General features: G+C 67.5%; 21 protein-coding genes and 2 pseudogenes. 12 read left to right on the top strand and 11 right to left on the bottom strand.

The features are described 5' to 3' along the window. Positions 1–65 precede the first annotated feature (65 nt). From ABH933_RS10630 to ABH933_RS10620, 3 genes and pseudogenes are all read left to right on the top strand, one after another. Positions 66–404 (top strand): hypothetical protein, encoded by a 339-nt coding sequence (locus ABH933_RS10630; RefSeq protein ID WP_429416548.1) that lies wholly within the window; start codon positions 66–68, stop codon positions 402–404. Positions 405–484: 80 nt separating this feature from the next. Beyond that, positions 485–1158: pseudogene (locus ABH933_RS10625) on the top strand (class II aldolase/adducin family protein). Positions 1159–1178: 20 nt separating this feature from the next. Continuing rightward, a pseudogene (locus ABH933_RS10620) lies at positions 1179–2427 on the top strand (AMP-binding protein); the annotation flags it as partial. A 39-nt stretch (positions 2428–2466) separates the two neighbouring features. Here the strand turns inward: ABH933_RS10620 and ABH933_RS10615 are convergent. Together ABH933_RS10615 and ABH933_RS10610 are read right to left on the bottom strand one after the other, a co-directional pair. Continuing rightward, positions 2467–4563 (bottom strand): hypothetical protein, encoded by a 2097-nt coding sequence (locus ABH933_RS10615; RefSeq protein WP_429416545.1) that lies wholly within the window; start codon positions 4561–4563, stop codon positions 2467–2469. Between the two features lie 97 nt (positions 4564–4660). Beyond that, positions 4661–5173, bottom strand: coding sequence for a DMP19 family protein (locus tag ABH933_RS10610; protein WP_429416543.1), 513 nt, complete (start codon positions 5171–5173; stop codon positions 4661–4663). A gap of 165 nt (positions 5174–5338) precedes the next feature. On the opposite strand from ABH933_RS10610, the gene ABH933_RS10605 reads away from it, so the two are divergent. Then, complete coding sequence (locus ABH933_RS10605; protein WP_429416540.1) at positions 5339–5824, top strand: DUF6508 domain-containing protein; 486 nt, start codon at positions 5339–5341, stop codon at positions 5822–5824. A 27-nt stretch (positions 5825–5851) separates the two neighbouring features. On the opposite strand, the gene ABH933_RS10600 is transcribed toward ABH933_RS10605, so the two are convergent. Continuing rightward, positions 5852–7381 carry an acyl-CoA synthetase gene (locus tag ABH933_RS10600; RefSeq protein WP_429416537.1) on the bottom strand — a complete coding sequence of 510 codons (1530 nt, stop codon included), beginning with the start codon at positions 7379–7381 and terminating at the stop codon, positions 5852–5854. Positions 7382–7621: 240 nt separating this feature from the next. Between ABH933_RS10600 and ABH933_RS10595 the strand changes: the two genes are divergently transcribed. After that, positions 7622–7999, top strand: a complete 378-nt coding sequence (locus tag ABH933_RS10595) for a MarR family winged helix-turn-helix transcriptional regulator (protein WP_429416534.1) — start codon at positions 7622–7624, stop codon at positions 7997–7999. A 415-nt stretch (positions 8000–8414) separates the two neighbouring features. Here the strand turns inward: ABH933_RS10595 and ABH933_RS10590 are convergent, their stop codons facing one another. Both ABH933_RS10590 and ABH933_RS10585 read right to left on the bottom strand, forming a co-directional pair. Beyond that, complete coding sequence (locus ABH933_RS10590) at positions 8415–9539, bottom strand: Rieske 2Fe-2S domain-containing protein (protein WP_429416531.1); 1125 nt, start codon at positions 9537–9539, stop codon at positions 8415–8417. A 134-nt stretch (positions 9540–9673) separates the two neighbouring features. Further along, positions 9674–10963: an MFS transporter gene (locus ABH933_RS10585; RefSeq protein ID WP_429416528.1), complete on the bottom strand. Its 1290-nt coding sequence runs from the start codon at positions 10961–10963 to the stop codon at positions 9674–9676. 356 nt (positions 10964–11319) lie between these two features. Between ABH933_RS10585 and ABH933_RS10580 the strand changes: the two genes are divergently transcribed. Further along, complete coding sequence (locus ABH933_RS10580) at positions 11320–12309, top strand: LysR family transcriptional regulator (RefSeq protein ID WP_429416525.1); 990 nt, start codon at positions 11320–11322, stop codon at positions 12307–12309. Positions 12310–12579: 270 nt separating this feature from the next. Here the strand turns inward: ABH933_RS10580 and ABH933_RS10575 are convergent, their stop codons facing one another. After that, entirely contained in the window at positions 12580–13764 is a 1185-nt protein-coding gene (locus tag ABH933_RS10575; RefSeq protein ID WP_429416522.1) for an MFS transporter, read from the bottom strand. A gap of 51 nt (positions 13765–13815) precedes the next feature. Here ABH933_RS10575 and ABH933_RS10570 point away from each other — a divergent pair, with 51 nt between their 5' ends. After that, complete coding sequence (locus tag ABH933_RS10570) at positions 13816–14145, top strand: ArsR/SmtB family transcription factor (protein WP_429416519.1); 330 nt, start codon at positions 13816–13818, stop codon at positions 14143–14145. Positions 14146–14311: 166 nt separating this feature from the next. Here the strand turns inward: ABH933_RS10570 and ABH933_RS10565 are convergent, their stop codons facing one another. After that, a complete protein-coding gene (locus ABH933_RS10565) occupies positions 14312–14584 on the bottom strand; it encodes a hypothetical protein (RefSeq protein ID WP_429417817.1) in 273 nt (90 codons plus the stop codon). On the opposite strand from ABH933_RS10565, the gene ABH933_RS10560 reads away from it, so the two are divergent. Both ABH933_RS10560 and ABH933_RS10555 read left to right on the top strand, forming a co-directional pair. Continuing rightward, positions 14501–14794 (top strand): ImmA/IrrE family metallo-endopeptidase, encoded by a 294-nt coding sequence (locus tag ABH933_RS10560; protein ID WP_429416516.1) that lies wholly within the window; start codon positions 14501–14503, stop codon positions 14792–14794. The genes ABH933_RS10565 and ABH933_RS10560 overlap by 84 nt on opposite strands. After that, the gene (locus tag ABH933_RS10555) at positions 14788–15891 is read left to right on the top strand and encodes a hypothetical protein (protein WP_429416513.1); all 1104 of its coding nucleotides are present in this window, start codon (positions 14788–14790) and stop codon (positions 15889–15891) included. The genes ABH933_RS10560 and ABH933_RS10555 overlap by 7 nt, the downstream gene beginning before the upstream one ends. 1 nt (position 15892) lies before the next feature. Here ABH933_RS10555 and ABH933_RS10550 read toward each other — a convergent pair whose 3' ends face one another. From ABH933_RS10550 to ABH933_RS10535, 4 genes are all read right to left on the bottom strand, one after another. Then, positions 15893–16327 carry a helix-turn-helix domain-containing protein gene (locus ABH933_RS10550; RefSeq protein ID WP_308166787.1) on the bottom strand — a complete coding sequence of 145 codons (435 nt, stop codon included), beginning with the start codon at positions 16325–16327 and terminating at the stop codon, positions 15893–15895. A 94-nt stretch (positions 16328–16421) separates the two neighbouring features. Beyond that, positions 16422–17114 (bottom strand): hypothetical protein, encoded by a 693-nt coding sequence (locus ABH933_RS10545; protein WP_429416509.1) that lies wholly within the window; start codon positions 17112–17114, stop codon positions 16422–16424. Continuing rightward, a complete protein-coding gene (locus ABH933_RS10540; RefSeq protein WP_429416506.1) occupies positions 17111–18442 on the bottom strand; it encodes an acyltransferase in 1332 nt (443 codons plus the stop codon). Before ABH933_RS10540 ends, ABH933_RS10545 begins: the two co-directional genes overlap by 4 nt. 228 nt (positions 18443–18670) lie before the next feature. Further along, entirely contained in the window at positions 18671–19222 is a 552-nt protein-coding gene (locus tag ABH933_RS10535) for a respiratory nitrate reductase subunit gamma (RefSeq protein WP_429416503.1), read from the bottom strand. Positions 19223–19299: 77 nt separating this feature from the next. On the opposite strand from ABH933_RS10535, the gene ABH933_RS10530 reads away from it, so the two are divergent. From ABH933_RS10530 to ABH933_RS10520, 3 genes are read left to right on the top strand one after another with little or no spacing between them, the layout of a single operon-like run. Continuing rightward, positions 19300–21012 carry a DUF3556 domain-containing protein gene (locus tag ABH933_RS10530; protein WP_429416500.1) on the top strand — a complete coding sequence of 571 codons (1713 nt, stop codon included), beginning with the start codon at positions 19300–19302 and terminating at the stop codon, positions 21010–21012. A gap of 56 nt (positions 21013–21068) precedes the next feature. Further along, positions 21069–21968, top strand: a complete 900-nt coding sequence (locus tag ABH933_RS10525) for an alpha/beta fold hydrolase (protein WP_429416497.1) — start codon at positions 21069–21071, stop codon at positions 21966–21968. A gap of 7 nt (positions 21969–21975) precedes the next feature. Continuing rightward, positions 21976–22731 carry a MerR family transcriptional regulator gene (locus ABH933_RS10520; RefSeq protein WP_429416494.1) on the top strand — a complete coding sequence of 252 codons (756 nt, stop codon included), beginning with the start codon at positions 21976–21978 and terminating at the stop codon, positions 22729–22731. The last annotated feature ends 26 nt before the right edge of the window (positions 22732–22757 follow it).

The following is a 22757-nucleotide window of genomic DNA, read 5'->3' as shown; positions in this document are numbered from 1 at the left end:
CCGAAAGGACTGTTAGGTTCGGGTTTCGGCGCCACTACGGCGTCTCGTCGATCGTGAGAGAGAGCATGCGACTCCGTCTGAAGTACGCACCCGAACCCGCCAACGCCGCCCGCTTCGCGGCAGATATCGCCGCGGCCGCCGCGAACGTCAGCGGCGTCGAACTCGATTACACCCCCGACAGCCTCGGCCACGTCGACGAGATCATCGAGGGCTTCCGATCGGACAGACTGAGCAGCGACCAGGTCGCGGAGACCCTCTTCGGCTTCCCGATGGTGATGGAGCTACCCACCGGCATGGTCTGCAACCCGATCGGCAAGGCATTCAAACGCCTGGACCACGGCCCCGAGGAAAGCGTGCCGTACTTCTACCACGTCTTCACCAGCGAGCGGCCGGGCGAAGTGTAGGGCCGAGCCTGTCGGATGATTGCCTGCGGCGCACCGTCAGCCGCGGATGTGCGGCTGGATGTGCCGGGGTAGCGTGAGCCGTGCCGGAATACGAGGAAGAACGCGCGGCGGTGGCTGCGGCTGCCCGGAGGCTTGCGGGGGCCGGGCTGTTGATCGGGACCGCGGGGAATGTAAGCCTGCGGGTGTCCGGCGGTTGTGTGGCGGTGACCGCTACGGGGATTCGGCTTGCCGAGGCGCGGGCCGAGCATGTGACGATCGTCGATGGGGACGGGCGGGTGGTTGCGGGGGAGTTCGCGCCGACGTCCGAGTTGGAACTGCACCTGGGCGTTTACGCGAACCATGAAGCCGCCGCTGTGGTGCACACCCATTCGGTGCAGGCAACCGCGTTGGGGCTGGTGGTCGACGAGGTTCCGGTCGTGCATTATCAGCAGTTGCCGTTGGGCGGCGCGATACCGGTGGCTCCGTTCGCCGCCTTCGGTACCGCCGAGCTCGCCGGAATGTGCTTACCGCACTGAGGGCCAAGCGTGCGGCGCTCATGGCCAATCATGGCGCTGTTGCGCTCGGTTCGGATCTGGACGATGCGGTGGACAACATGCTGCTGGTCGAGTGGATCTGTGAAATCTATCGGACCGCAGCAAGTCTCGGGCCGGTCCGCGCATTGGATCCTGACCAGCAACGGGCCGCGCTGGAGGCGGCGGCGCGGCGCGACTACGGGACGCCGAAGCGGCTCGACGGGCGGCCGGTCGAGCGCTGAGATGCTGTGCGCATCCGCATGTCGACGGCGACACCCGGCTCAGCTTTGCCGAATTCGACGCGATCGTCGATCGCGTCGCCACCGCGTTGGCCGAGGCCGGGCTCGAGCGCGGGGAGCGGCTCGCGATTCTGGCGCACAACTGCTGGCAGTATCCGGTGCTGGTCTTCGCGGCGGCGCGGCTGGGCGTGGTGGTTGTGCCGATCAACTTCATGCTGGGGGCGTCCGAGATTGCCTACATTCTCGACCACGGCCGGGTGGCGGCATTGGTGGCCGAGGATGCGCTCGCTGCGGCGGCGGAGGAGGCGCAGCGGCTGTCGCACGCGAAGATTCGGGTTCGCGCGGTGATCGGTGCGGCGCGGACGGGATGGGAAGAGATTCGGACCTGGCTGAAGCAGGTGCCGAAGCCGTTGCCGGACATCGTGATAGAGGATGACGAGGTGCTACGCCTGATGTACACCAGCGGCACGGAATCGCGGCCCAAGGGCGCGATGCTCTCCAGCCGCAGCCTGATGTGGCAGTACGTGAGCATCCTGGCGGACGGTGGTATGGACGGGCACGACATCGAGGTGCACGCGCTGCCGCTGTATCACTGCGCGCAGCTGGACTGCTTCCTGATTCCGGACATCTATTTGGGCTCGACCAGCATCATCCTGCAGCGGCCAGACCGAGATGGCGCCCATGGCCACTGTGCTGCAGCCGGAAGACCAGCTGACGCATGCGGGTTCGGCCGGGCGGGCCGCGCTCAATGCCGAGACGCTAGTGGTCGACGACGAGTATCGTCCGTTGGACGCCGGCGTGATCGGCGAGATCGTCCATCGCAGCCCGCACGCGATGTCCGGCTATCTCAACGATCCGGACCGGACGGCGGCCGCGTTCCGCAACAGCTGGTTCCATTCCGGCGACCTCGGATATCTCGACGACGACGGCTACCTGTACGTGGTGGACCGCAGGAAGGACATGATCAAGACCGGCGGCGAGAACGTCGCCAGCCGCGAGGTCGAGGAGACCCTCTACGCGCACGACGGGATCGCCGAGACCGCGGTATTCGGTGTGCCGCACCCGCCCTGGATCGAGGCCGTCGTCGCGGCGGTGGTGCCGAAGGACGGCGTCGACCTGGCACCCGACGTGGTCATCGCCTTCTGCCGCGAGCGGCTGGCCGGATACAAGACGCCGAAGTACGTCGTCATCGTGGGGGAGCTGCCCAAGAACCCGAGCGGGAAGCTGCTCAAACGAGAACTGCGCGAACGGTTCTCGAATCTCGGGGCGTGAGGTTGTCCCTGGTCGGCCGCGCGCGTCTCGATTGGCGGGTCAGGGGCCGGGAGGGCCGACGAGGCTGCGCATGAGTTCCTCGGCCTCACGGACTCTCTCCGCGTGAGTCTCCTTGCGACGTGCTCGGAAGTCTCTGCTGTCGCCCGCGATTGATGATGCCGAATTCTGCTGCGCCGGATCGCCTTCCGTCTCATCGAGCTCGTCCAGCTCGATGTTGGTGAGGAAGGTGACGATCTCCGGGCGGGTCTCCGGCGCCGATACGATGCCGCGCAGCATGTGGGTCGGAAATCCGCAGAAGTACCGCACCCCGTGGTAGTCGTCGACGATGCCGAGGTAGATCGAGTCGAGGCTGGGAAAGGACTCCGCATCCAGCACTTCGGGTGGCAGCGCGCTGCGCAGGCTTCGCTGGCGGGCGTTCCAGCAGTCCTGTTCGAGGTCGAGTTCGAGAAGCCGGACGGCCGCATCGGAGGTGGCCAGCTCGATCAGTCCGTCGTCCCCGATGATGTTGTCGTACAGGTCGAGATTCCACAGTTGCGGCAATACCGGCCAGGAGGCCAGGGCCGCCGCGCCGCGCGACCCGACGCTGTTGTAGGCCAGCGATACGCTGCTCAGCTCGGGAGCCGTTGTGCCCGTCAGGATTTCGATATCGTCGTCGTCGACTCCGCATTCGGCGAGGTGCAAGGTTCGCAGTGTGCGCCACACGGCCGAGGTGCGGATGGTGCCGGGCCAGCGCCCCAGGGGATTCCGGGACAGGTCCAGGGTCTCGAGGTGCTGGAGCAGTTCCGAGCACAGCAGCGCGGTAAGCCCGTCCTCGCTCAGTCCCGTGGCCGCCACGTTGAGGTACTTCAGATTTGCGGCATTGTCCGACCCTGCCCAGGCCGCGACTCCTCGATCGCCGATCGGCTGCACCGTGTGGTGACCGTAATACGGCGAACCGCCGCTGTTTCCGCTGAGGTCGAGGTGCTCCAGTGCCGGCATCGCGACCTGGGTCGCCAGCTGTCGTGCGCCCGTTTCGCCGAGCAGGTTACGGTGCAGATCGAGGTGGCGCAGCCGCGGAAGTTCGTCCGCCCCGGACAATGTCGTCGCGATCGCGTCGGTGGCGGCAAGATCGACGAGCACCAGCTTCTCGATGCGGTCGCCGCTGATTCCGCCGAGGACGTGTGCGATTTCTGTGTCGCCGAGTGGCAGATGCGCGAGGTGGAACTCGGTGAGCCGCTGTAGTACGCCGCTCGCGACGAGGGAGTTCGACCCGCGAGCGCCCGATCCTTCCCGGAATCCGTGATGGTTGGTTCCGAGTATCGTCAGGCTACGAAGATTCGTCAGGTCGGCGTGAGCGAAAAAGGCCTCGTAGGCCTCGTCGTCTTCGGCGACGATTGTGTCGCCCTGTGGTATCGACCACGGCCCCTCCCTGTTCTGACTGATGCAGAATCGGATCCCCAACCGCTCCAGCCGGGCGAGGCCGGCGCAGTCGGCGAGTTCTCGCGCCTCACCGGGAGTGGTGACAATCGCGTCGGCCGAGCGCAGGTCCGGCACCAGGCCCGCACGGAGCAGGTGAATCAGATGCCGTGCCCGCATTTCGGCGTGCCGGACGCGCAAGGGCCGCCCTTCGGGCGGACGGAACAACGAGTCGCGCGACCACCCGGCGTGGGATCGGAGGTCTTTCAGGCTCAGCGACTCGATTCGGGCGAGCGCATTGAGGTTCGCGATGTCGTCCAGTGAATCCTGGTCGTTGATGTTGAGCCGGAGTGCCCGCAGATTCTCCCAGAGGTCGAATCCGTCGACCAGCCTCTCGAGATTGTCGGACCCGAACCACCCGAGAGCGATATGTGTCACGCCACGCACCTCCGGGTAGGAGCGTGGATCGGGCAGGACCAGATCGAGCATGCCGAGGCGGCCCGACGACACGGTCAACGACCGGACCAGCGACCACGTCGGCCTCGTGAAGTCGCCCTCGAGCTCGCGGAGCCACGACTCCGGCGCCTCCCGGACGGTATCCGGCCACGAGACGAGCCGCTCCTCGCACCAAGCGAGGAGATCCTCGGGATAGTCCGCCATGGCCAGCGTCGCACACAGCGATCGGAAGGCCAGCTTGCTGGGCGGGCCGTCCAGCAGCCGCTCGATCTCGGAATCGATCATAATCGAAAGCTACCAACAACTTTAATGCCGGTACCGATGCTCCTCGGGAATTGCCTTGATGCACTGGGGATGTCGTGGTCGGTGCCACTCCGGGGATTCACCGAGAGCGCCACTCGGCCGGGCGGGCTTCTCCCAACGATGCGTCGGCTCCGGTGCCGATCGGTGAGGCACGAAGACCTGCTCGCATGTGCTCACCCACGGAGTCGATGAATTCGGCGACCTCGGCGTCGAAGCTGTTGGCGCCTCGGAGGTACTCGACGGTGAGGCTGATCAGGTTTTGGCCGAGTACGGTCGGTACGGAGAAGTCGGCCATAAGCTGATCGAAGTCCGCCGGGTTCTCTACGCAGAGCTTGATGGCACGCACGTAGAAGGACAGGGCGACCGGCGCGTTCACCGTGGTCAGCATGACGTGGCAATGTTCGAGCCGGTCACGGCCCAGGTTGAAGATCAACTGCGCGAAGCCACCGTTCTTCACCTGGTAGTCGAAGTCCGCGGCCAGGACGATGGTATAGAGCAGGTTGTAGTTCTCTTCGTCGAGATCCGGGTCGGTGTCGAGGAATTGGGCCGCGCTCTGGCCCATGTGCTGGAGCCGATCGTTGTACACACCCACGCCGCACAGCCTAGTGAGGGCAACGGTTGCCTATTCCCCTTGTCGGGAAGTGGTATCGCCGTGCCGAATTCGCCGAACCGTTGTCCTCCGTACGTCTCGCGGATATCTACTGGTCAGTATGTATGCGCCGGAATCGCCTGCGGCGGTGCGGGGTACGGTGCTCGGGTGGAGGATCCGAATGATCGGGCTATCGAGTCCCGGCTGCGGGAGGCGGCGCCGGAGTGCTGGAAGTCGCTGTGGGCAGCCGCCGACGAATTACTCGCGGCCGAGTCCGGTCCCCATTCGGAATGGATTTTCATCGCCGGCCAGACGCCGTACCTGCGCTACAGCGACGAGATGAACGCCCTGCTGCGGGCCCTGGTCGAAGCCGGTGTGCTGGTTGACTTCCCGTGGCGGCGGTGGGAGGGGCTGCGCCGGTACGAATGCGGCCACGGGCTGGCCGAGGCCCCGGTCGCGGAATCGGTCCGGGTGCTGAGCGTCATGGCGAACTCGGAGCGCTTCGTCACCGGCACCATCGCGCACCTGTTCGAGGACGGCACGCTGGCCATCGCGCTGCAGCGCCTGCGAACCTGGCAGGACGAGCAGGCGGCCGCCCCGCCGGGGGCGGCCGGCCGCAGGCGGAGCTGGCGCAGGTTCCTCGGCCGCTCGTAGCCGCGCCCGCCGAACGGGTCGGCGGTGTCAGGTATGCCGTTGCAGGAGTTTGCCTTTCGCGAGCTTGCCCGTGGGTGTCCGAGGCAGTTCGCTCACGAACTCGAACTCGCGTGGGACCTTGAAATGCGCGATGCGCTCGCGCAGGAAACCGGTGAGCTCGGCGGCCAGCTCTGAACCGGGCGCGGCATCCGCGGCGGCCTGGACGAAGGCGCGCACGGACTGCCCCATCTCCGGGTCGGGCACGCCCACCACGGCCACATCGTCCACCTTCGGATGCAGCGCCAGCGCGTCCTCGATTTCCTGCGGGTAGATGTTGACCCCGCCGGAGATGATCATGAAGGCCTTGCGGTCGGTCAGGAACAGGTAGCCGTCCGCGTCGACGTGCCCGATGTCGCCGACGGTCGCCCACGACGGGAATCGCGGATGCCGGCCGTCGCGGGTTTTTCCCGGATCGTTGTGGTACTCGAAGGTGGGCTCGTCGCGTTCGTAATACACGGTGCCGGTCTCTCCGGTGGCCAGCTCCGCGCCGTCGTCGCCGCAGATGTGCACGATGCCGATCATGGCCCGGCCGACCGATCCCGGGCGTTCGAGCCACTGCTGGGAGTCGATGAACGTCAGCCCGCTGCCCTCGGTGCTGGCGTAGTACTCCACGAGAATCGGCCCCCACCAGTCGATCATCGCCCGCTTCACCTCGACCGGGCACGGCGCCGCGGCATGAATCGCGCGGCGATGGCTGGACAGGTCGTACTTGGTGCGCAGCTGCTCGGGCATCTTCAGCATGCGCACGAACATCGTTGGCACCCACTGACTGTGAGTGATCCGGTACCGCTCGATCGTGGCCAGAGCGGTCTCGGGATCGAAGCGCGGCAGCAGCACGACGGTGCCGCCCCAGGCCTGCACCCACCCGCAGAAACGCAGGGGCGCAGCGTGATAGAGCGGCGCGGGGGACAGGTAGATCGTGTCGAGTCCGAAACCGAACAGCTGGCCGAGCGCGAACATGGTCGGCTCGGGCTGCGCGTCGATCTCATAGTCCGGCAGTGTGGGCTTGATTCCCTTGGGGCGCCCCGTCGTACCCGAGGAGTAGAGCATGTCCGCGCCGCGCGGCTGCGCGGGCAACGGCTCGCACGACGCCTGTGCCAGTATCGGTTCCAGCGGTTCGTGGCCGGGCACTTCGCCGCCGAACGAGACCCGGATCCGGACCTGCGGGGTCGCGTCCGCGATATCCGCGGCCAGACCGCCCAGGGCCGCCGCGGTGATCAAAACCCGTGCCTCGCAGTCGTTGACGATGTACGCCGCCTCGGTCGCGCCCAGATGCCAGTTGATCGCGGTGATGTAGAGCCCGGAACGCAGGGCGGCCCAGTAGGCGATGAACGCGGTGGGATCGTTGTCGGTCAGCAGCGCGACGTGATCGCCGCGGCGCAGTCCGGCCTCGAACAGCATGCGCGCCAGCCGCAGCGAGCCCTCGTCGAGTTCGCGATAGGTCACCACGCGATCGGTTCCGGCGAGCAGGACTGCGGGTTTGTCCGGTTGATCACCGGCGTGCGTTCCCGGGTACATGGAGGGGTCTCCTTCCGCGCGACAAGCCATTTCATTGTGGTACGGACGACCGCCCGCGGTCAGGAAGATCGCGAATCGCGTTCCCGCCGACCGGTTGCCCGACGCTGTGATGTACACAACTAAATCGCGTTATCTCGACGTAACCGGATTGCCGCGTGATAACGACCACAATCTTCCGGATAGGGGTTGACGAATTTCATTGCACTTAGCAACTGTTGTTAAGTGCAAGATGATGGGGGTGTGGCCGAATCGTGCGCCGCGGAGGTCGAGGCTCTCGGCCGAGTCCCCTCGTCGCGGCTGGCCGCGGCGCTGGGCGTGAACGCGTCCTCGGTCACGCGGCTGGCGGACAAACTGGAGGCCCGCGGATACCTGGCCCGCGGTGCGGACCCGAGCAACCGCAGCGTGGTGACCGTGATGGTCACCGAATCCGGTGAGCGGGTCGTGGATCAGATTCTGCAGCGGCGCCGGGCTGCCTTTCTCGCGGTGCTGAATGGACTGCCGGACACGGATCGGGAATCGACCGTGATCGCGGCGCGGGCGCTGGCAGGGGCCGTCTCGGCAGCCTCGAACACGACGGTCTCCGCGAAGTCCGTTGAGTGGGAAGGGAGTTCGCCGTGAAACTCAAGCGCAGGCGGCCGGTTCGGTCCTATGGCACGCATCTGGGAGACTTCCGGCTCGAACCGCGGGTACTGGGGATCGCGGCGATGGCCATCCCCGTGGGCGCCGCGGCGGCCCTGGCCGCGGACGGGCTGCTGAAGCTCTCGGAATCATCACGAATCTCGTTTTCTATCAGCGTTTCTCGACCTCGATCGTGGCTCCCGGGGCACAACATCACCCGTGGTGGCTCATACTTCTCGCACCGATCGCCGGCGGCCTGATCGTCGGGGTCATGGCCCGGTACGGATCGGAGAAGATCCGCGGGCACGGCATGCCCGAGGCGCCCGGTGCCGATTCGCGGTATTGCCTACAGTGGGAACACATTCCGGCTGAAGCGCCGCGTCTGCGGGCGGGTAGCCGCCCGCAGACACTCGATCTAGACCGTCTCCGCCTCGCGGGCGGCGATGTTGTCGCGCACCTGCTGGTTCCAGGCCTCGAGCGGACGTGTGGTGTCCAGCTCGAATTCGAAGCGGTCGGTCATCTGCGGGGTGACATCGGCGGCATCCACGTAGAACTGCTCGTACCAGCGGCGCAGCTGGTATACCGGGCCGTCCTCCTCGCACAGCAGCGGATTGTCGATGCGCGCCTTGCGCTTCCAGATCGCCACGTCCTGCTCGAAGCCGAGCTTGACCCAGTCCCCGAGCGCGATCGCGGTGGCCATCGCCTCGTCCTCGGGCAGGTGCTCGGACTTGCGGACCATGATGCCGTATTGCAGCACAAAGGAATTCGCGTCGACCGGGTAGTGGCAGTTGATCAGGACGGTCTGCTGGTCTCCGTCCTCGTAGTGGTAGGTCAGGTCGTCGATCATGAACGAGGGGCCGTAATACGATGCGACGGAGGTGCTTCCGAGCATCTTCGAACCCGGCGGGGCCAGGTCCTCGCGCGAGCCGCCGTCGAAGTACTGGGTGGCGACGTGGCCCTCGAAGACGTTCCGGAAGTAGGTGGGCAGCGCGCCGTGGATATAGAAGAAGTGCGCCATGTCCACGATGTTGTCGATGATCTCGCGGCAGTTGGTGTGCACCAGCGTGGTGTACCAGTGCCAGTCGGTCCATTCGTCGCTGCCCGCGCCCTCGATGCGGGGGATGTCGACCGAGGGCTTCGAACCCTCCGGGTCGTGCCAGACGAACAGCATGCCGTCCTGTTCCAGCGTCGTCCAGCCGCGCGTGCGGGCCAGCGGCGGCACCCGCCGGGCGTACGGGATCTGCTTGCAGCGGCCGTCGCCGCCCCAGCGCCAGTCGTGGAACGGGCACGCGACCTCGTTGCCCTTGATCTCGCCGTCGGACAGGTCCCCGCCCATGTGGCGGCAGTACGCGTCCAGCACGTTGAGCTTGCCGTCGCCGCCCCGGAACACCACGAGCTTGGTGCCGAACGCGTCGATGGAGTGCGGCTTGCCGCCTCCGAAGTCCCGGACGAGCCCGAGGCAGTGCCAGCCCCGCGCGAACCGGGTCGGCGCCGCCTGCGCTTCGATCCGGCGGATTTCGTCGTCCTGTTGCGCTGTCATATCGCCCCTCCTCGGAGTGAGTGCGTGCGGACGTGGCGTCTCGCGGCCCGTGCGATCCGGGGCCGGGTCCGCATCAATCCGGTTCTACCACCGCCAAGAACGGTGCCAGGCAATCTTTTTCACTCACCGGACAGTCAGTCCCGGCTGGGCGCGGGTTCCGGTTCGGGCACCGATTCCAGCTCGGGCGCGGGCGTGGCCCGCACCGGGATCAGCAGCAGCGGGGTGAACAGCATGGCGATCCCGGCTACCGCGATCGTGGTGCGCACGCCGACGATCGAGGCCAGCAGTCCGAAGCCGACCGTCAGGGCGGCGATGGTCAGATTGCTGGACACCGACCAGGACGACAGGGTCCGTGCCACGAGTTCCTTCGGGGTCTGCTCGAGCCGGTAGGCCGCGAACACCGGAATCATGACCCCGCACGAGGTGACCAGGCCGAACTGCACGGCGATCGCGAGCACCAGGCCGGGGATGCCGGGCTGCACGAAGGCCCAGCCCAGGATCCAGCACGAGCGCAACACGCCGGAGACCATCAGCACCCGGTGCCGCCCGAATCGCTCCACCAGCGGGGCGGCGGCGCGGGCGCCGATGATCCCGCCGACGCACGGCGCGGCGAAGGCCAGGCTGTACTGCCAGGGCGGGAAGCCGAGCTGACGGAGCATGAGCAGGGCGATCAGCGGCTCGGTGGCCATGATGAACCCGTTGCACAGATTCGAATTGAACAGCAGCGGGCGCAGCGACCCATGCGACAGGATGTGCCGCCAGCCGTCGAGCACATCCGACGCGCGCATCCGGCCGGTCGGGGCTGCGGGCCGGGGCTCGCCGCCGCCGATCGCGGAGATCCCGAGCGCGGACAGCAGATAGCTGATCGCGTCGCCCGCGATCGTGACGACCGGGCCGAAGACGCCGATCGCCGCGCCGCCCAGCGGGGGCGCGAGGGTGACCGAGGTCCAGTTGGTCGCCTCGAAGCGCCCGGTGGCCACGATCAGATCCTCCCTGCGCACCAGCGATTTCAGGTAGGCGCCGCTCGCGGCGTTGAACGCGATCTTGGCGGCGGCGACCACGATCGTCACCGTCAGCACCTGGACATAGGTCAGGACGCCCAGGGCGTACGCGGCCGGGATGCTCGCCATCGCCGCGAACCGGGTCAGATCCATCGCGATCATCACCGGCCGCTTGCGGTGCGCCTCTACCCACGGACCCAGCGGCACCGCGAGCACCGCGCCCACGGCCAGGCCCGCCGCCGACAGCGCGGACACCGCCGTCGGGCCCGCGTGCAGGGCCAGGACCGCGATGATCGAGAACGCGCCAAGTCCGAAGCCGGATCCGTAGGCGCTGGCGGCGTACGCGGCCCAGAGCCAGCGGAATTCCCTGCCGAGTGACCGTCGTTGCGCGCCGCGTCGCGGGACTGTGGTGCCGAATGCCATGGGAGATGATCAAAGTCGGGTGGGGCGGGGCGCGCAAACAACCGACTTGTCGTGTCGCACAACCGATGGTTGTGTTGGTCGTTCGCTGGACGGGTGATGAGCCCCCGAATCAGCGCCGCCCGGGTGCTCGAGGCCGACCGGTGGAGGCGCCCGATATTTGCGCGGTGCGAACCCGCTTGCCGAACCGCGTCCGGACCTGTCGACGTGTGTCTTCGTCGGTCGCGCGGATGCGGGAACGGTCGGTGTTCGGGCCGGTGGCCGGGTGACTTCGTTGGTCGTCCGAGTGCGCAGTGGCCGGTGCGGCGAGGGGATTCGGGCGCGCTAAGCTGCACAACTCATCGGCGTGAGGAGGCAATGTGGCGGAGCTCGATCTGGCGGCGGTGCGCGCGTTCGTCACCGCGGCCGACGAGGGGCAGTTCGGTTACGCCGCCGACCTCCTGGGCATCAGCCAGCAGGCGGTGTCGAAGCGTATCGCGAAGCTCGAGGGCCAGCTCGGGGTGCGCCTTTTCGACCGCACGCCCTCGGGGAGCGTGGTGAGCGCGGCGGGCGCGAAGGTGCTGCCATACGCGCGCTCGCTGCTCGCGGTGGCGGGGGAGACCCTGGCCGCCGCGCGGCCTGCGGGGAGGGCGCTGCGGGTGGCCGTGCAGGATCAGCGGCAGGCGGATTCGGTGCGGTACTACCTGGATCGCCGGCCCGACGCCGATATCGAGCTGGTGATCGGCACGGCGTTCCGGTCCAGCCGCGACGCCCTGCTGAACGGGCGGGTGGACGCCGCGTTCGCCCGCCCGCACGGGGGACCGCGCCCGCTGCCCGCCGGAATCGGCATAACCCCGGCCTTCGTGGACCCGTTTCACCTGCTGGTCGGCAAGGATCATCCCCTCGCGGGCCGCCCGTCGATCACCCCGGCGGACATCGTGCCGTACCCGTCGTGGGCGCCCGGCGCGTCGATCCCCTCGGAATGGGCCGACTTCTACCGGGAGCTGACCGCCTCCACCGCGATCACGATCCTGACCGGCCGCACCCCCGGCGGCGCGCCCGAGCGGGAGGACGACCGGCCCGCCGCGCGTGGTTTGGCCGGAAAGATCGCCGTCCTGGACCGCATCGCCGCCTCGGACACCCTCTCGATGTTCTGCGCCGACAGCGTCACCTTTCCCTGGCACCCCCACATCCGCCGCCTCCCGGTCCTGAACCCCACCCCCGCCTATCCGCACGCACTCCTGTGGTCCACGACCGATCCGCACCCCGCCCTACCCGACCTGATCGACCACGTCCGGGAGAACTACAACGGAGACATCCTCGCCGACTGCTGGATCCCGGAACCGGACCGCGCGATCTTCCTGCCCTGACGGAGGCGGGCCGGATACCTTGTGCGGCAAGGTATCCGGATGGCACGCCGGGGAGGAGCGGTGGCGAGCATCGGTATCCGGATATCGGGTCGGAGAGGGGAAGCGGCGGGTACCGGATCCCGCGTGGCGCGAGCGGCTGTGCTGGATGCCGTGTGCGGCAGGGCATCCGGGTGTCGCGTCAGGGATGTGCGGCCACGGGCGCGGGATCCTGCATGCGTGGGTGACCGTGCCGGATGCCTTGTGTAGCAGGGCATCCGGATGGCGCGATCATCATGGTTGAGTGGTGACGGACGCGGGGAGTGGGACCGGCACCATGGGGACGGTGAGCCGGACGGACACCAGGGACACCAGCGCGATGACGGCGGAGACCACGGGCACCGCGACCGGACCGCCCGCGGACAGGGCCGCGCCGCCGAGCGCGCCGCCCACCGCCACGCCAAGGAACTGGGCCGAGAAGTGCAGGCCCAGGGCCTGGGAGCGCTGCAGCGGGGCGTGCGCGGCGATGCGGGTCTGTTGCGAGATGCCGCCGGACCACCACGACATGCCCAGCAGGAACAGCAACGGGAAGAACACGACCTCGGCCAGGCCCGGGACGTGCGCGCCGGTGAAAACGGCGATCAGGGCGAGCAGAATCGTCATGATCACCAGGACTGTGCGCAAGACCGTGGCGATCGGGGTGCGGACCAGGATGCGTCCGATGGTGCGCCCGCCCAGGAATCCGCCCGCGCCGAACACGACCATCAGCACTGCCACCCCGGTGCTGCCCATGCCGGTGGCCCGCCCGACGATCGGCGACAGGTAGGTGTAGGTGCAGTAGGCGGCGAGGAAGATGCCGAACGTGGTGACCAGGCCCCAGCGAATTGCCGGGCTGCGCAACAGATTCAGCCGTCCGGTCTGCGCGGGCGGCGTCGGCACCTCCGGTAGCCACGCCGCGACGCCCACGGCGGTGAGCAGCGCCAGCGCGGTCACGAACCAGAACGCTCCGCGCCAGCCGAGCTCGGCGCCGATGACCGTGCCGATGGGGGCTCCGAGGGTGAGCGCCAAGGCATTTCCGCTCGCGGTGATAGCGATGGCGTGCGGAAGATCCTCGGGCCGGCTCAGCGCGGCCGCGGTGGCGGCGGCGGGCGCGGCGAACAGGGCGGCGCTGAGCGCGGCCAGCACCCGCGCGAGGGTCAGCAGCGCGAAATCCGTTGCGACGGCGGCGATCGCGTTGGAGACCGCGAAGGCCAGCGCGGCGCCGACGAGCAGCCACTTGGGCGGCACGCGGTGGAAGGTGCCGATCAGCACGGGCCCCGCCAGCGCGTACACCAGGGCGAACACCGTCACGAGCTGCCCGCAGACCGAGACGGATGTGTGCATGTCGTGTGCGACGGCCGGGAGGACCCCCGCGATGACGTAGCCCTCGGTACCCACCGTGAAGGTGCCGAAGGCGAGGAGGTAGATCCGTGGATTCATGAGTCAAACGGTACAACGGTCATTGAACTATTGGAAGGTATGATGGCGACCATGCGCGATGTCCTGCACGCCGACCTGGCCGCCGTGAGCCTGGCCGATGCCATGAACGGGCTGAGTGATCCGCTGCGCCTGCGGATCGTCGCCCTACTCGCCCGCCACGGCGAGATGGAGTGCAACCGGATCTATGACGCCGTGGGCATCAGCAAGTCGAATGCGTCCCATCACTTCCGGGTACTGCGGGAGTGCGGACTGATCCGGCGGTCGCACCAGGGGCAGCAACAGACCGCTCGGTTACGTCGAGATGAATTCGACGATCGTTTCCCGGGTTTGCTGGGTGTAGTTCTGGACAATGTCGAGGCCGGATCTCCGTCGCCCGAGTGAGGCGAATTGTCAGGCACGGGCCGATGCCCGGCCAGTAGCCGCGCGATTGCAGCAATCAACCCCGATCGACTTTGCCCGGGTGCGACGGTAGTCGTCTGCTGCTAATCTGCAGGAAAGGGGAACGGGCCCGGGGAGGAGACGGTTGATATCGTGGAATCGCAGGCGATCACGGCGCGATAATGCCGATGTCAGGGCGGCATGCGCGGTATTGTTCGCCGGTGTCGAGGGTGCAGTCACGCTGGCCGAATGTATCGAGGCTGCCGCGGTCGGGCGTGGTCGCGAGATCGTCGTCGCGCCGAGCGATCTGGCGGAGACCGAAATATTCGGAATATGGTTCGAACTCGACGATCGTGACTTGATTCTCGTCGACCGGCACGCCTCCCCGGCGCATCGCAATCATATCGTCTGTCATGAATTGGGTCACATTGTTCTCGGACACGGCATGACCCCTGCTCTGGCGGCGATGGTGCCTACCGTCCCGGTGCGGTGCCGGACATCGGGGCAGGCGGCCCGGGAACAGGATGCCGAACTGTTCGCTCGCATGCTGCAGAGCGAACTGCTGACCCGGCAGGCGGGCGGCTATCAGCGGGTGCCATCGGCCGCGGCGCGGCGGATCGCGGCGAGCCTGGATCGGTCGCGCCGATGCTGAGCGCCTCGAACGGCGTCCATTTCGCCTGGTACGAGGCGGCCGCGGTGTTTTTCGCGGCGGGCGGGCTGTACACGGCCGTGCACGCGCGGCGCGGGGGCGACACGACGCTGCTGCTGGCCACGGTGTTGCTCGGGTTGCCGTTCTATCAGTTGGCGGCCGGCATGTATCTGGCCTCGACGGACGACCTGCTGGGGGTGCGGCATCTGACCTGCCTGTGCGCGCATCTGACCTGCCTGGCCTGGAATTTCAGCACGGTTGTCGTGGTGCGGACCTGGTGGGCCGGATCGCTTGGCCGAATACACCGGATCGTGCTGGCGCTGCCTTTCGTGGCGAGCGTGGCGGTGCTGCTGGGCGCCTTCGCGTACCTGTATCCAGGCCCGCCCGAGCAGAATTACCTGCTGTGGATTCGAGGTTCCGTGCCGGGCGATTTATATATTATCGCCTACGCGTTTCCGATGCTGGTCGCGAAGGGGTATGTCATCGCCACCGGAATATCGATGATCCGCCAGTTGCGGCGAACCGATGCGATGCCGGCGCTGCTCATGATGGTCGCAGGGTCGGCCGGAATCGGCAGCTACGCGGTCTGTCGATTGCTGCTCGCGCTGGGGCTGATCCTGCCCATCGGAAATCCGGAGAGCTGGGAATTGCTGCCCACAATGGCGCACGCGGCGGGGGCCATTTGCTATGTGGCGGCCGTGGTATTCGCCGCGCCATTGTCGACCGCGCATCGTTACGTCCGTGACACGCTGACCTGCCTGCGCTTGAATCGCATCACGCTCGCCGGTCGCCGCTGTTTTCCCGGGCTCGGATCGTGTCCGTGCCTGCGGCCCGCCGACCTGCTGACGCCGAGCCGGGTAAATCAGCAGCTCGTGCGGCAGGTCGCCTATCTGTCCGACGTCTGGATTCTGCTGCGCCGCCGCAAGAGCCGTCCGCCGGTGGGGCCGGAGGGGGTCGAGACGCCGGTGCTCTCGGATTCCTACGAGGATTTCCACGCCGATTGCGCCAGATATCTGGTCGCGGCCGGGCATTATCGGCGCTCGGGGCGGGCCGGGCGCTCGGCGCAGGAGCGGCTGTACGGGGCGCTGGCCGCGGCGTGAGTCAGGAATCGGTGTCGCCCGGATGGGGCGGCAGGCCCTCGAGTGCCCGGATGTTGTCCACGATGCCGATCAGGTGCCGCAACGACTCGTCGCTCAAACCCGCTGCCCGCAAACCGATCTGGCGGATCCCCGAGCGCCGCATCGCGGCCGCCAGATCGGACGGGATCTCCTCGGGCAGATCGGGGGTGCCGTCGAGGAAATAGGCCGGTTTGACGCCGAAATATCGTGCGAGCCCGCGCACGACATCCAGGCGCGGTTCCGGGGCCTGCCCCTTGCGAAGCGCGGCGACGTACGCCTTGCTCAGGATGACCCCGGTCCTGGCCTGCAGGTCGGCGGCGAACTGGGACAGGGACATTGCCACGCCGGTGCGGGCCGCCCGCTCGTCGAGCAGCTGATTGAGCCGATCGGCGAAGGACACGGGCGGTGAACTCGTCACAGGTTCCATTGTCGGTCTCGGGCTCCCGGAATTCGCAACGGCGCGATGTGCTGGCCGCCCCTAGTGTCGCATGCCCGGCGTCACGCGCGGGAACTCAGAGTGTGGAGAAGGTATTCGACAGGGACAACCCGCTGGCCTCGTCCACCATGACGATGCGGTCGCCGGACTCCAGGACCACGCCGTCCCGATAGGAGCTGATGCACGACCCGATCAGCAGGTACACCACCATGCCGGGTTCGAAGATCCCGTCCCGGCCGAACAGGAGCCGCTCGAGCGTGCGCCGCGAATAGAGCATCGCCCCCGAGCCCAGCATCCCCTCGCGGGACCAGACCACCGCGCCGCCGCGCTCGATCCGGGCGCGGACCCGGCTGTGTACCGGAATATCGCCCGGCACGATCTCCGCGGAGATCGCCGTCGGCTGTAGCTTGGACAGGCCCGCCAGATTCGCGTACCGCCTGCGCAGTCCGACATCGGAGAAATCGTCGGCCAGACCGTAGCCCCGATAGACGGGAATGCCGTCCTCGTCGATGGTGTAGATCGCGCAGTATTCGACCTCGATGCCGCCGGCGACCATTGCGTCTGCGGCCCAGAGCTGTTCGCCGTCGCAGACCAGCAGGCCGCCGGGGCCCTTGTAGTAGAAGTCGATGCGGCCTCGATCGATCGGCGCGTCGTTCACGGTTCGGTGGGTGTACCCGAAGCAGTAGACCTGGGCCGTGCCCGTCGCGTCCGGCAGGAACGGCGGACGCGAGGCGCGGTCGTAATATTCGTGCAGAGTCAGGGCGGTCATTTCTTCTCGAATACCTTGAGCGATTTCCCTCCGAACGCGATCTCCTTGATCTCGACCAGGCGATCCGGCACGCCGGATTCGGCCGCACCGGCCTCGTCGGTGATCAGCAGCCCACCCGCGGCGAGCGGTCGCTGGATTTCCGTGAGCGGCAACGCCGTTGCCGATTCGTCGTATTCGTACACGATGACGTCGTACCCGACCTTCTTGAGATAGTGCTGATTTCCGGAGGTCTCCAGCGGCAGCGAGGCGCCGTCCAGATCGGTGCGCACGCGAATGCGCCGATTGCGGTGGTCCATCGCCCACTGCAGGATGTACGGCGTGAGTGCGGTACCGCTCGAGGCGATATCGACCCGGGCGCCGTCGAGCAGCTCCAGGAACGACAGCGACCGCGGCTCGACCACCAGGGCGCGGTAGCTCGCGCCAACCGAATCCCGCAGCCAGGACGCGAGATCCGGGTCGAACGCCGGGCCCCGCAGGGAGGTGCGCGTCCGGTCGTGGACCACGCGCCAGTCCTCGTCGATCCGGTGCCAATCGGTAATGCGCAGGGTCTCCTCGACCGTCGGATGGTAGCGGTCGGCCAGGAATGCCTTGAATGGCTGATACTGCAGAATCCGGTCGTGATCGCCGACGATAGCGTGGTCACCGACCCAGCTGTTCACGAAGGAGCGGGTGCCGACAATGCCGCCCGCCCCGATGTAATCGCAATTCCAGCCGACCATCGCATCGCGCCCGACCCACGAGAATTCGCCCATCCGAATGCCCGGCTGACGGGTCATCGCCACCGTGCGCGAACCCACCGACGGCCGGCCGTACGCGGTGTGGTCCTGGCGCAGCAGCAGGCTGCCGGGGGAGAGCCAGGAGCCGTCGCCGATGATGATGTCGCCGCCGGCGTTCACCCCCGCGCCCTTGCCGAATTTGACGTATCTGCCGATATGGATCCGTGGCAGCTGGGTGGCGGTCAGGCCGTACTGGTGATCGGCGTGCGGGGTGGAGAAGTACGCGCCGTTCTCGAAATTGGTCGGCATCACCCAGTGCGAACCGGTGCCCTCGGTGACCAGCAGGGGCTCCCCGGACGTATCCACCGAGAAATGCCCCTCGGGCAGTTGCAGTTCCGTCTGGACGCCGGTGAGCGTTTCGGCGACGAGCCGGCCGAATTCCAGCTGGTCGAGCTCGTGGCCGATGTTCTTGGATTTGCCGCGCAGCCCACGCAGGGCCCGGGCGTAGACCGCGACCGGCGTCGATGCCTGTGCGTCGATCGCGTCCGGTACCGACGACGCCGGTACGGAATCGACGCGGACGGATTGGTCGAAGTATTGCGATACCAACATGGGACACCCCTGGTTCCACGTGAGGTTTGGTGAAGATGCAGCGACCACAGTGTCGTATGCGTCGGAAGACGTATCGTCTTCACTAGAAGACGATACGGACCCGCAGGGGCGCGCTCAAGCGGTGCGAGAGCGGGGGTTGTGTGATTGGCGGCACACTGGACCGGCGATGGGTCTGCGCACCAAGGGATTCGGGCCGTGCGACCCATGCGGGCCGGATGTCGTTGCGGCTCAGTGGCGTCCGGCCGGGGGGACGACCGGGGAGTCCCATGCGCTGGCGTAACGACGCTTGTCGGCGGCGTCGATCTGCTTGGCGCGGTGGACGATATAGGGCCGGAACAGGTAGCCGATCGGTGCGCTGAACATGTGCACCAGGCGGGTGTAGGGCCACAGCGCGATCAGGGTGAGGACGACCAGGCCGTGCAGCTGGAACGTCCAAGGGGTGCCGACCATCAGCTCGGGCTGCGGGTGTGGGGTGAAAAGGCTTCGGAACCAGGGGGATACGGTCTGGCGATAGTTGTAGGTGCCCCAGAGTAGGCCGATGCCGGCGATCACCGCCACCCCGGCCACGGCACCGGCCGACACCGCGACCACGTGGTACAGCTCCTCGGAGATGCCGACCGCATCGGTCCACGATTGCGGAATCAGCACTCCCAGCACGTGTCCGCCGACGACGCCGAGCATGCCGAAGTGGAACAGCGGGCTGCCCAGTCGCAGCAGCCGCGACTCGTAGATCTGGGACGAGCTACACGCCGATCGAGGACCCGTTGTGATTGACAGCACACCGGGAGCGTGTCACCGTGACGAGGCCTGTAACCGGTTCTAGTTCGGGTCCGGGCGGTATCGAACGGGAGTGTGCGATGGGGTTTCTGCAACCGGATCTGCCGGTGGTCGACATGGCGGAGTGGAGTAAGGGGACGCGCGGCGAGCGAATCGAGCCGATGGCGCGGCACTGGGCCGAGGTGGGATTCGGCACGCCCGTGGTGATGCATGTGTTCTATGTCGGCAAGATCGCGCTGTACATCCTGGGCGGCTGGCTGATCATGCTGTCCACCACCGGAATCGACGGATTCCTCCGGGTCGGCAGCTGGTGGTCGGAGCCGATCGTCTTCGAGAAGGCGGTGCTGTACACGCTGTTGGTCGAGGTGATCAGGCTCGGCTGCGGATTCGGGCCGCTGAACAACCGCTACCTGCCGCCCTTCGGATCGATCCTGTACTGGTTGCGGCCCAAGACCATTCGGCTGCCACCCTGGCCGCGGATCCCGCTGACCGCCGGAACCGACCGCACGCCGGTGGACGTCGGGCTGTACGCGGCGCTGCTGGTGGCCACGGCGGTGGCGCTGTTCTCCAGCGGCGCCGGACCGCTGCCCGCGCTGCACACCACGGTGGGGCTGCTGCCGGCCTGGGAGATCGTGCTCGTGCTGGCGCTGCTCGCGGTGCTGGGCCTGCGCGACAAGACGATATTCCTGGCCGCGCGCGGCGAGGTGTACGCGCCGCTGACGCTGAGCTTCCTGTTCGGCGCGGACGCCCTGGTCGCGGCCAAGTTGGTGTTCCTGGTGATCTGGATGGGGCCGGCGGTCTCGAAGCTGAACCGGCACTTCCCGTTCGTGATCTCGACGATGATGTCCAACAATCCCCTGCTGCGGGGAAAGTCGTTGAAGCGCATGTTCTTCGAGCATTTCCCCGACGATCTTCGGCCCGGTCGTCCCTCGCGGATCGTCGCGCACTGTGCCACCGCCGTCGAGCTGTGCGTGCCCGTCGTGCTGTTCTTCTCGCACGGTGGCCTGCCGACGGCCATCGCGGCGACGGTCATGGTGTGCTTCCATCTCGGCATTCTCACCGCGATCCCGATGGGCGTGCCGCTGGAATGGAACGTCTTCATGATCTTCGGCGTGCTGAGTCTCTTTGTCGCGCACGCCGAGCGGGGCCTGGGCCCGCTGGTGCATCCGGTGCCGGTCATCCTGCTGTTCCTGGTGGTCGCCGGGACCGTGGTGACGGGAAACCTGTTCCCGCGCAAGGTCTCCTTCCTGCCGGGCATGCGGTACTACGCGGGCAACTGGGACACCACGCTCTGGTGCGTGAAACCCTCGGCCACGGCGAAGATCAACGCCAACATCCTGGCCATCGCCAGCATGCCGCAGGCGCAGCTCGAGCGCGTCTACGGCCAGGACCGCATGCCGATCCTGATGTATCTCGGATATGCCTTCCGCGCCATGAACACTCACGGCCGTGCGCTGTTCACGCTGGCGCACCGGGCCATGGCGGGGGCCGAGGAGACCGAGTACGTCGTCACCGACGGCGAGCGGATCTGCGCCACCGCGGTCGGCTGGAACTTCGGCGACGGCCACCTGCACAACGAACAGCTCATCGCCGCCCTGCACGAGCGCTGCGGCTTCGAGCCCGGCGAGGTGCGCGTGGTGCTGCTGGACGCCCAGCCCATCCACCGTCAGACCCAGCGCTACCGCCTGGTGGACGCGGCCACCGGCGAATTCGAGAGCGGTGAGGTGCGCGTCGCCGACATGGTGACCCGGCAGCCGTGGGCCGACGACGTTCCGGTGCGGGTCTTCGGCTGACCCGCGCGGGATGAACGCTTGACCCTGACGCAGCGTCGGGGTTGCAGGCTTGCCGCATGACGAAGAACATCGTTTCCCCAGCCCGCCCCGCCCCGCCGGTCGGCGGGTTCCAGGAGGTCGATGGCCGCCGGGTTTTCGTGCATCGGCTGGGCAGCGGCGGTCCGGCAGTGGTGTTCCTGCCGGGCTCGGGCGCGGTCGGCCTGGACTATTTCGCTGTCCAGCAAGGGGTTTCGCGGTTCAGCACCGCCGTGGTGTACGACCGTGGCGGCACCGGGTACAGCGATCCGGTTCCGCTGCCGCGCACCGCCGCCGCGGTCGCGACGGAACTGCACGAGTTGTTGCAAGCCCAGGACCTCGCCGCTCCGTACATCCTGGTCGCGCACTCTCTCGGCGGCGCCTATGCGCATCGGTTCACGCAGTTGTACCCGCGAGAAGTGGCCGGGCTGGTCTGGGTGGACGGCTTCCACCGCGATTGGGAGAACGTCATGCCCGCGGCGAGCTCGGTCGTCCAGCAGACCGCACCGGATCCCGAGCGGATCCGCCCTGCCCTCCGCGAGATGTTCGTCGAACTGCTGGCGGAATTCCCGGAGCACATGCGGCAGCCGCTGATCGATGCCCATGTCGGTGACGAATGGCTCCGGGTCGCGGCCGTCGAGCGGGGGAGCTTGGCCGCACTCACCGTGGAGCTGCGCGCTGGGGCGGACATTCCCGATGTGCCGGTGGTCGCGCTGACCGTGGAGGGCATCGATCCCGGCCCGCTGGGAGCGATGCCGGAGCCGGCGATGCGCGCGATCAACGCGGGGATGCGAAGGATGGCCGAGGCGGTGGTGAGTGCGGTGTCGTCCGGGGAACATCGCGTCGTCTCGGGCGTCGGCCACCGGCAGTTGTGCTTCACCCGACCCGAGCCGGTGGTCCAGGCGATTCGTGACGTCGTCGACCGGGTGACTCGCGAATAGACTCGGCGTGGCCACGTTTCCCGAAGACCGGAGGCAGACGGTGCTCACGATCGGCCAGCTCGCGTCGGTCGCCGGGGTGACCGTGCGAACCGTTCGCCATTATCACCAGGTCGGCCTGCTGCCCGAGCCCGAGCGTGATGCCTCCGGTTACCGCCGCTACGGCGCGCAGGCGGCGGTGGATCTCGTCCGGATCAGGGCCCTCGCCGACGCGGGGGTGCCGCTGGCCCGTATCGATGCGATGCTGCACGCACGGCCCACCGAATTCGCCGCCGCCATTACCGATCTCGACGCCGCGTTGCGGGCCAAGATCGACCAGCTCATCGAGCATCGGCGCCGCATAGCGGAATTGGCGAGCGGTGAAGAGCTCGTGCTGCCCCCCGAGATGGTCGCCATCCTGAATCGGCTGCGCGGCCTCGGAGTCAGCGAGCGGACGATCCGGCTGGAGCGGGACTGGTCGATCCTGCTGCGGGCAACGGATCCGGAGTCCGTGCCGGGCTGGATACGCGACAGGAACGAGGGTTTCGAGGACCCCGAGCGGATGCGCCTGTATCTCGCGTGTGATCGATCGGTCGACTGGGAACCAGACGATCCACGCGTGGATCGGCTCATCGACGACCTGGAGACCTGGGAGATCGCACACGACGGCAGCAGCAGGCCCGAGCACCCGACGCCGATCTTCTCCTTGATCGTCACCGAATCCCCGGCCTGGGCCCGCATCATGGCCGCCCTCGCCCACCGCGCCGAGCGGCGCCGGACCGGCTGAGCCGGGACGTAACGCCGATGTGAGGA

The sequence above is a fragment of the Nocardia sp. GP40 genome, from assembly GCF_050434125.1.
In the GTDB taxonomy this organism is placed as follows: domain Bacteria; phylum Actinomycetota; class Actinomycetes; order Mycobacteriales; family Mycobacteriaceae; genus Nocardia; species Nocardia albiluteola.
The sequence above is the reverse complement of the archived record's forward strand: the minus strand, read 5'-3'. Positions and strand labels throughout refer to the sequence as shown.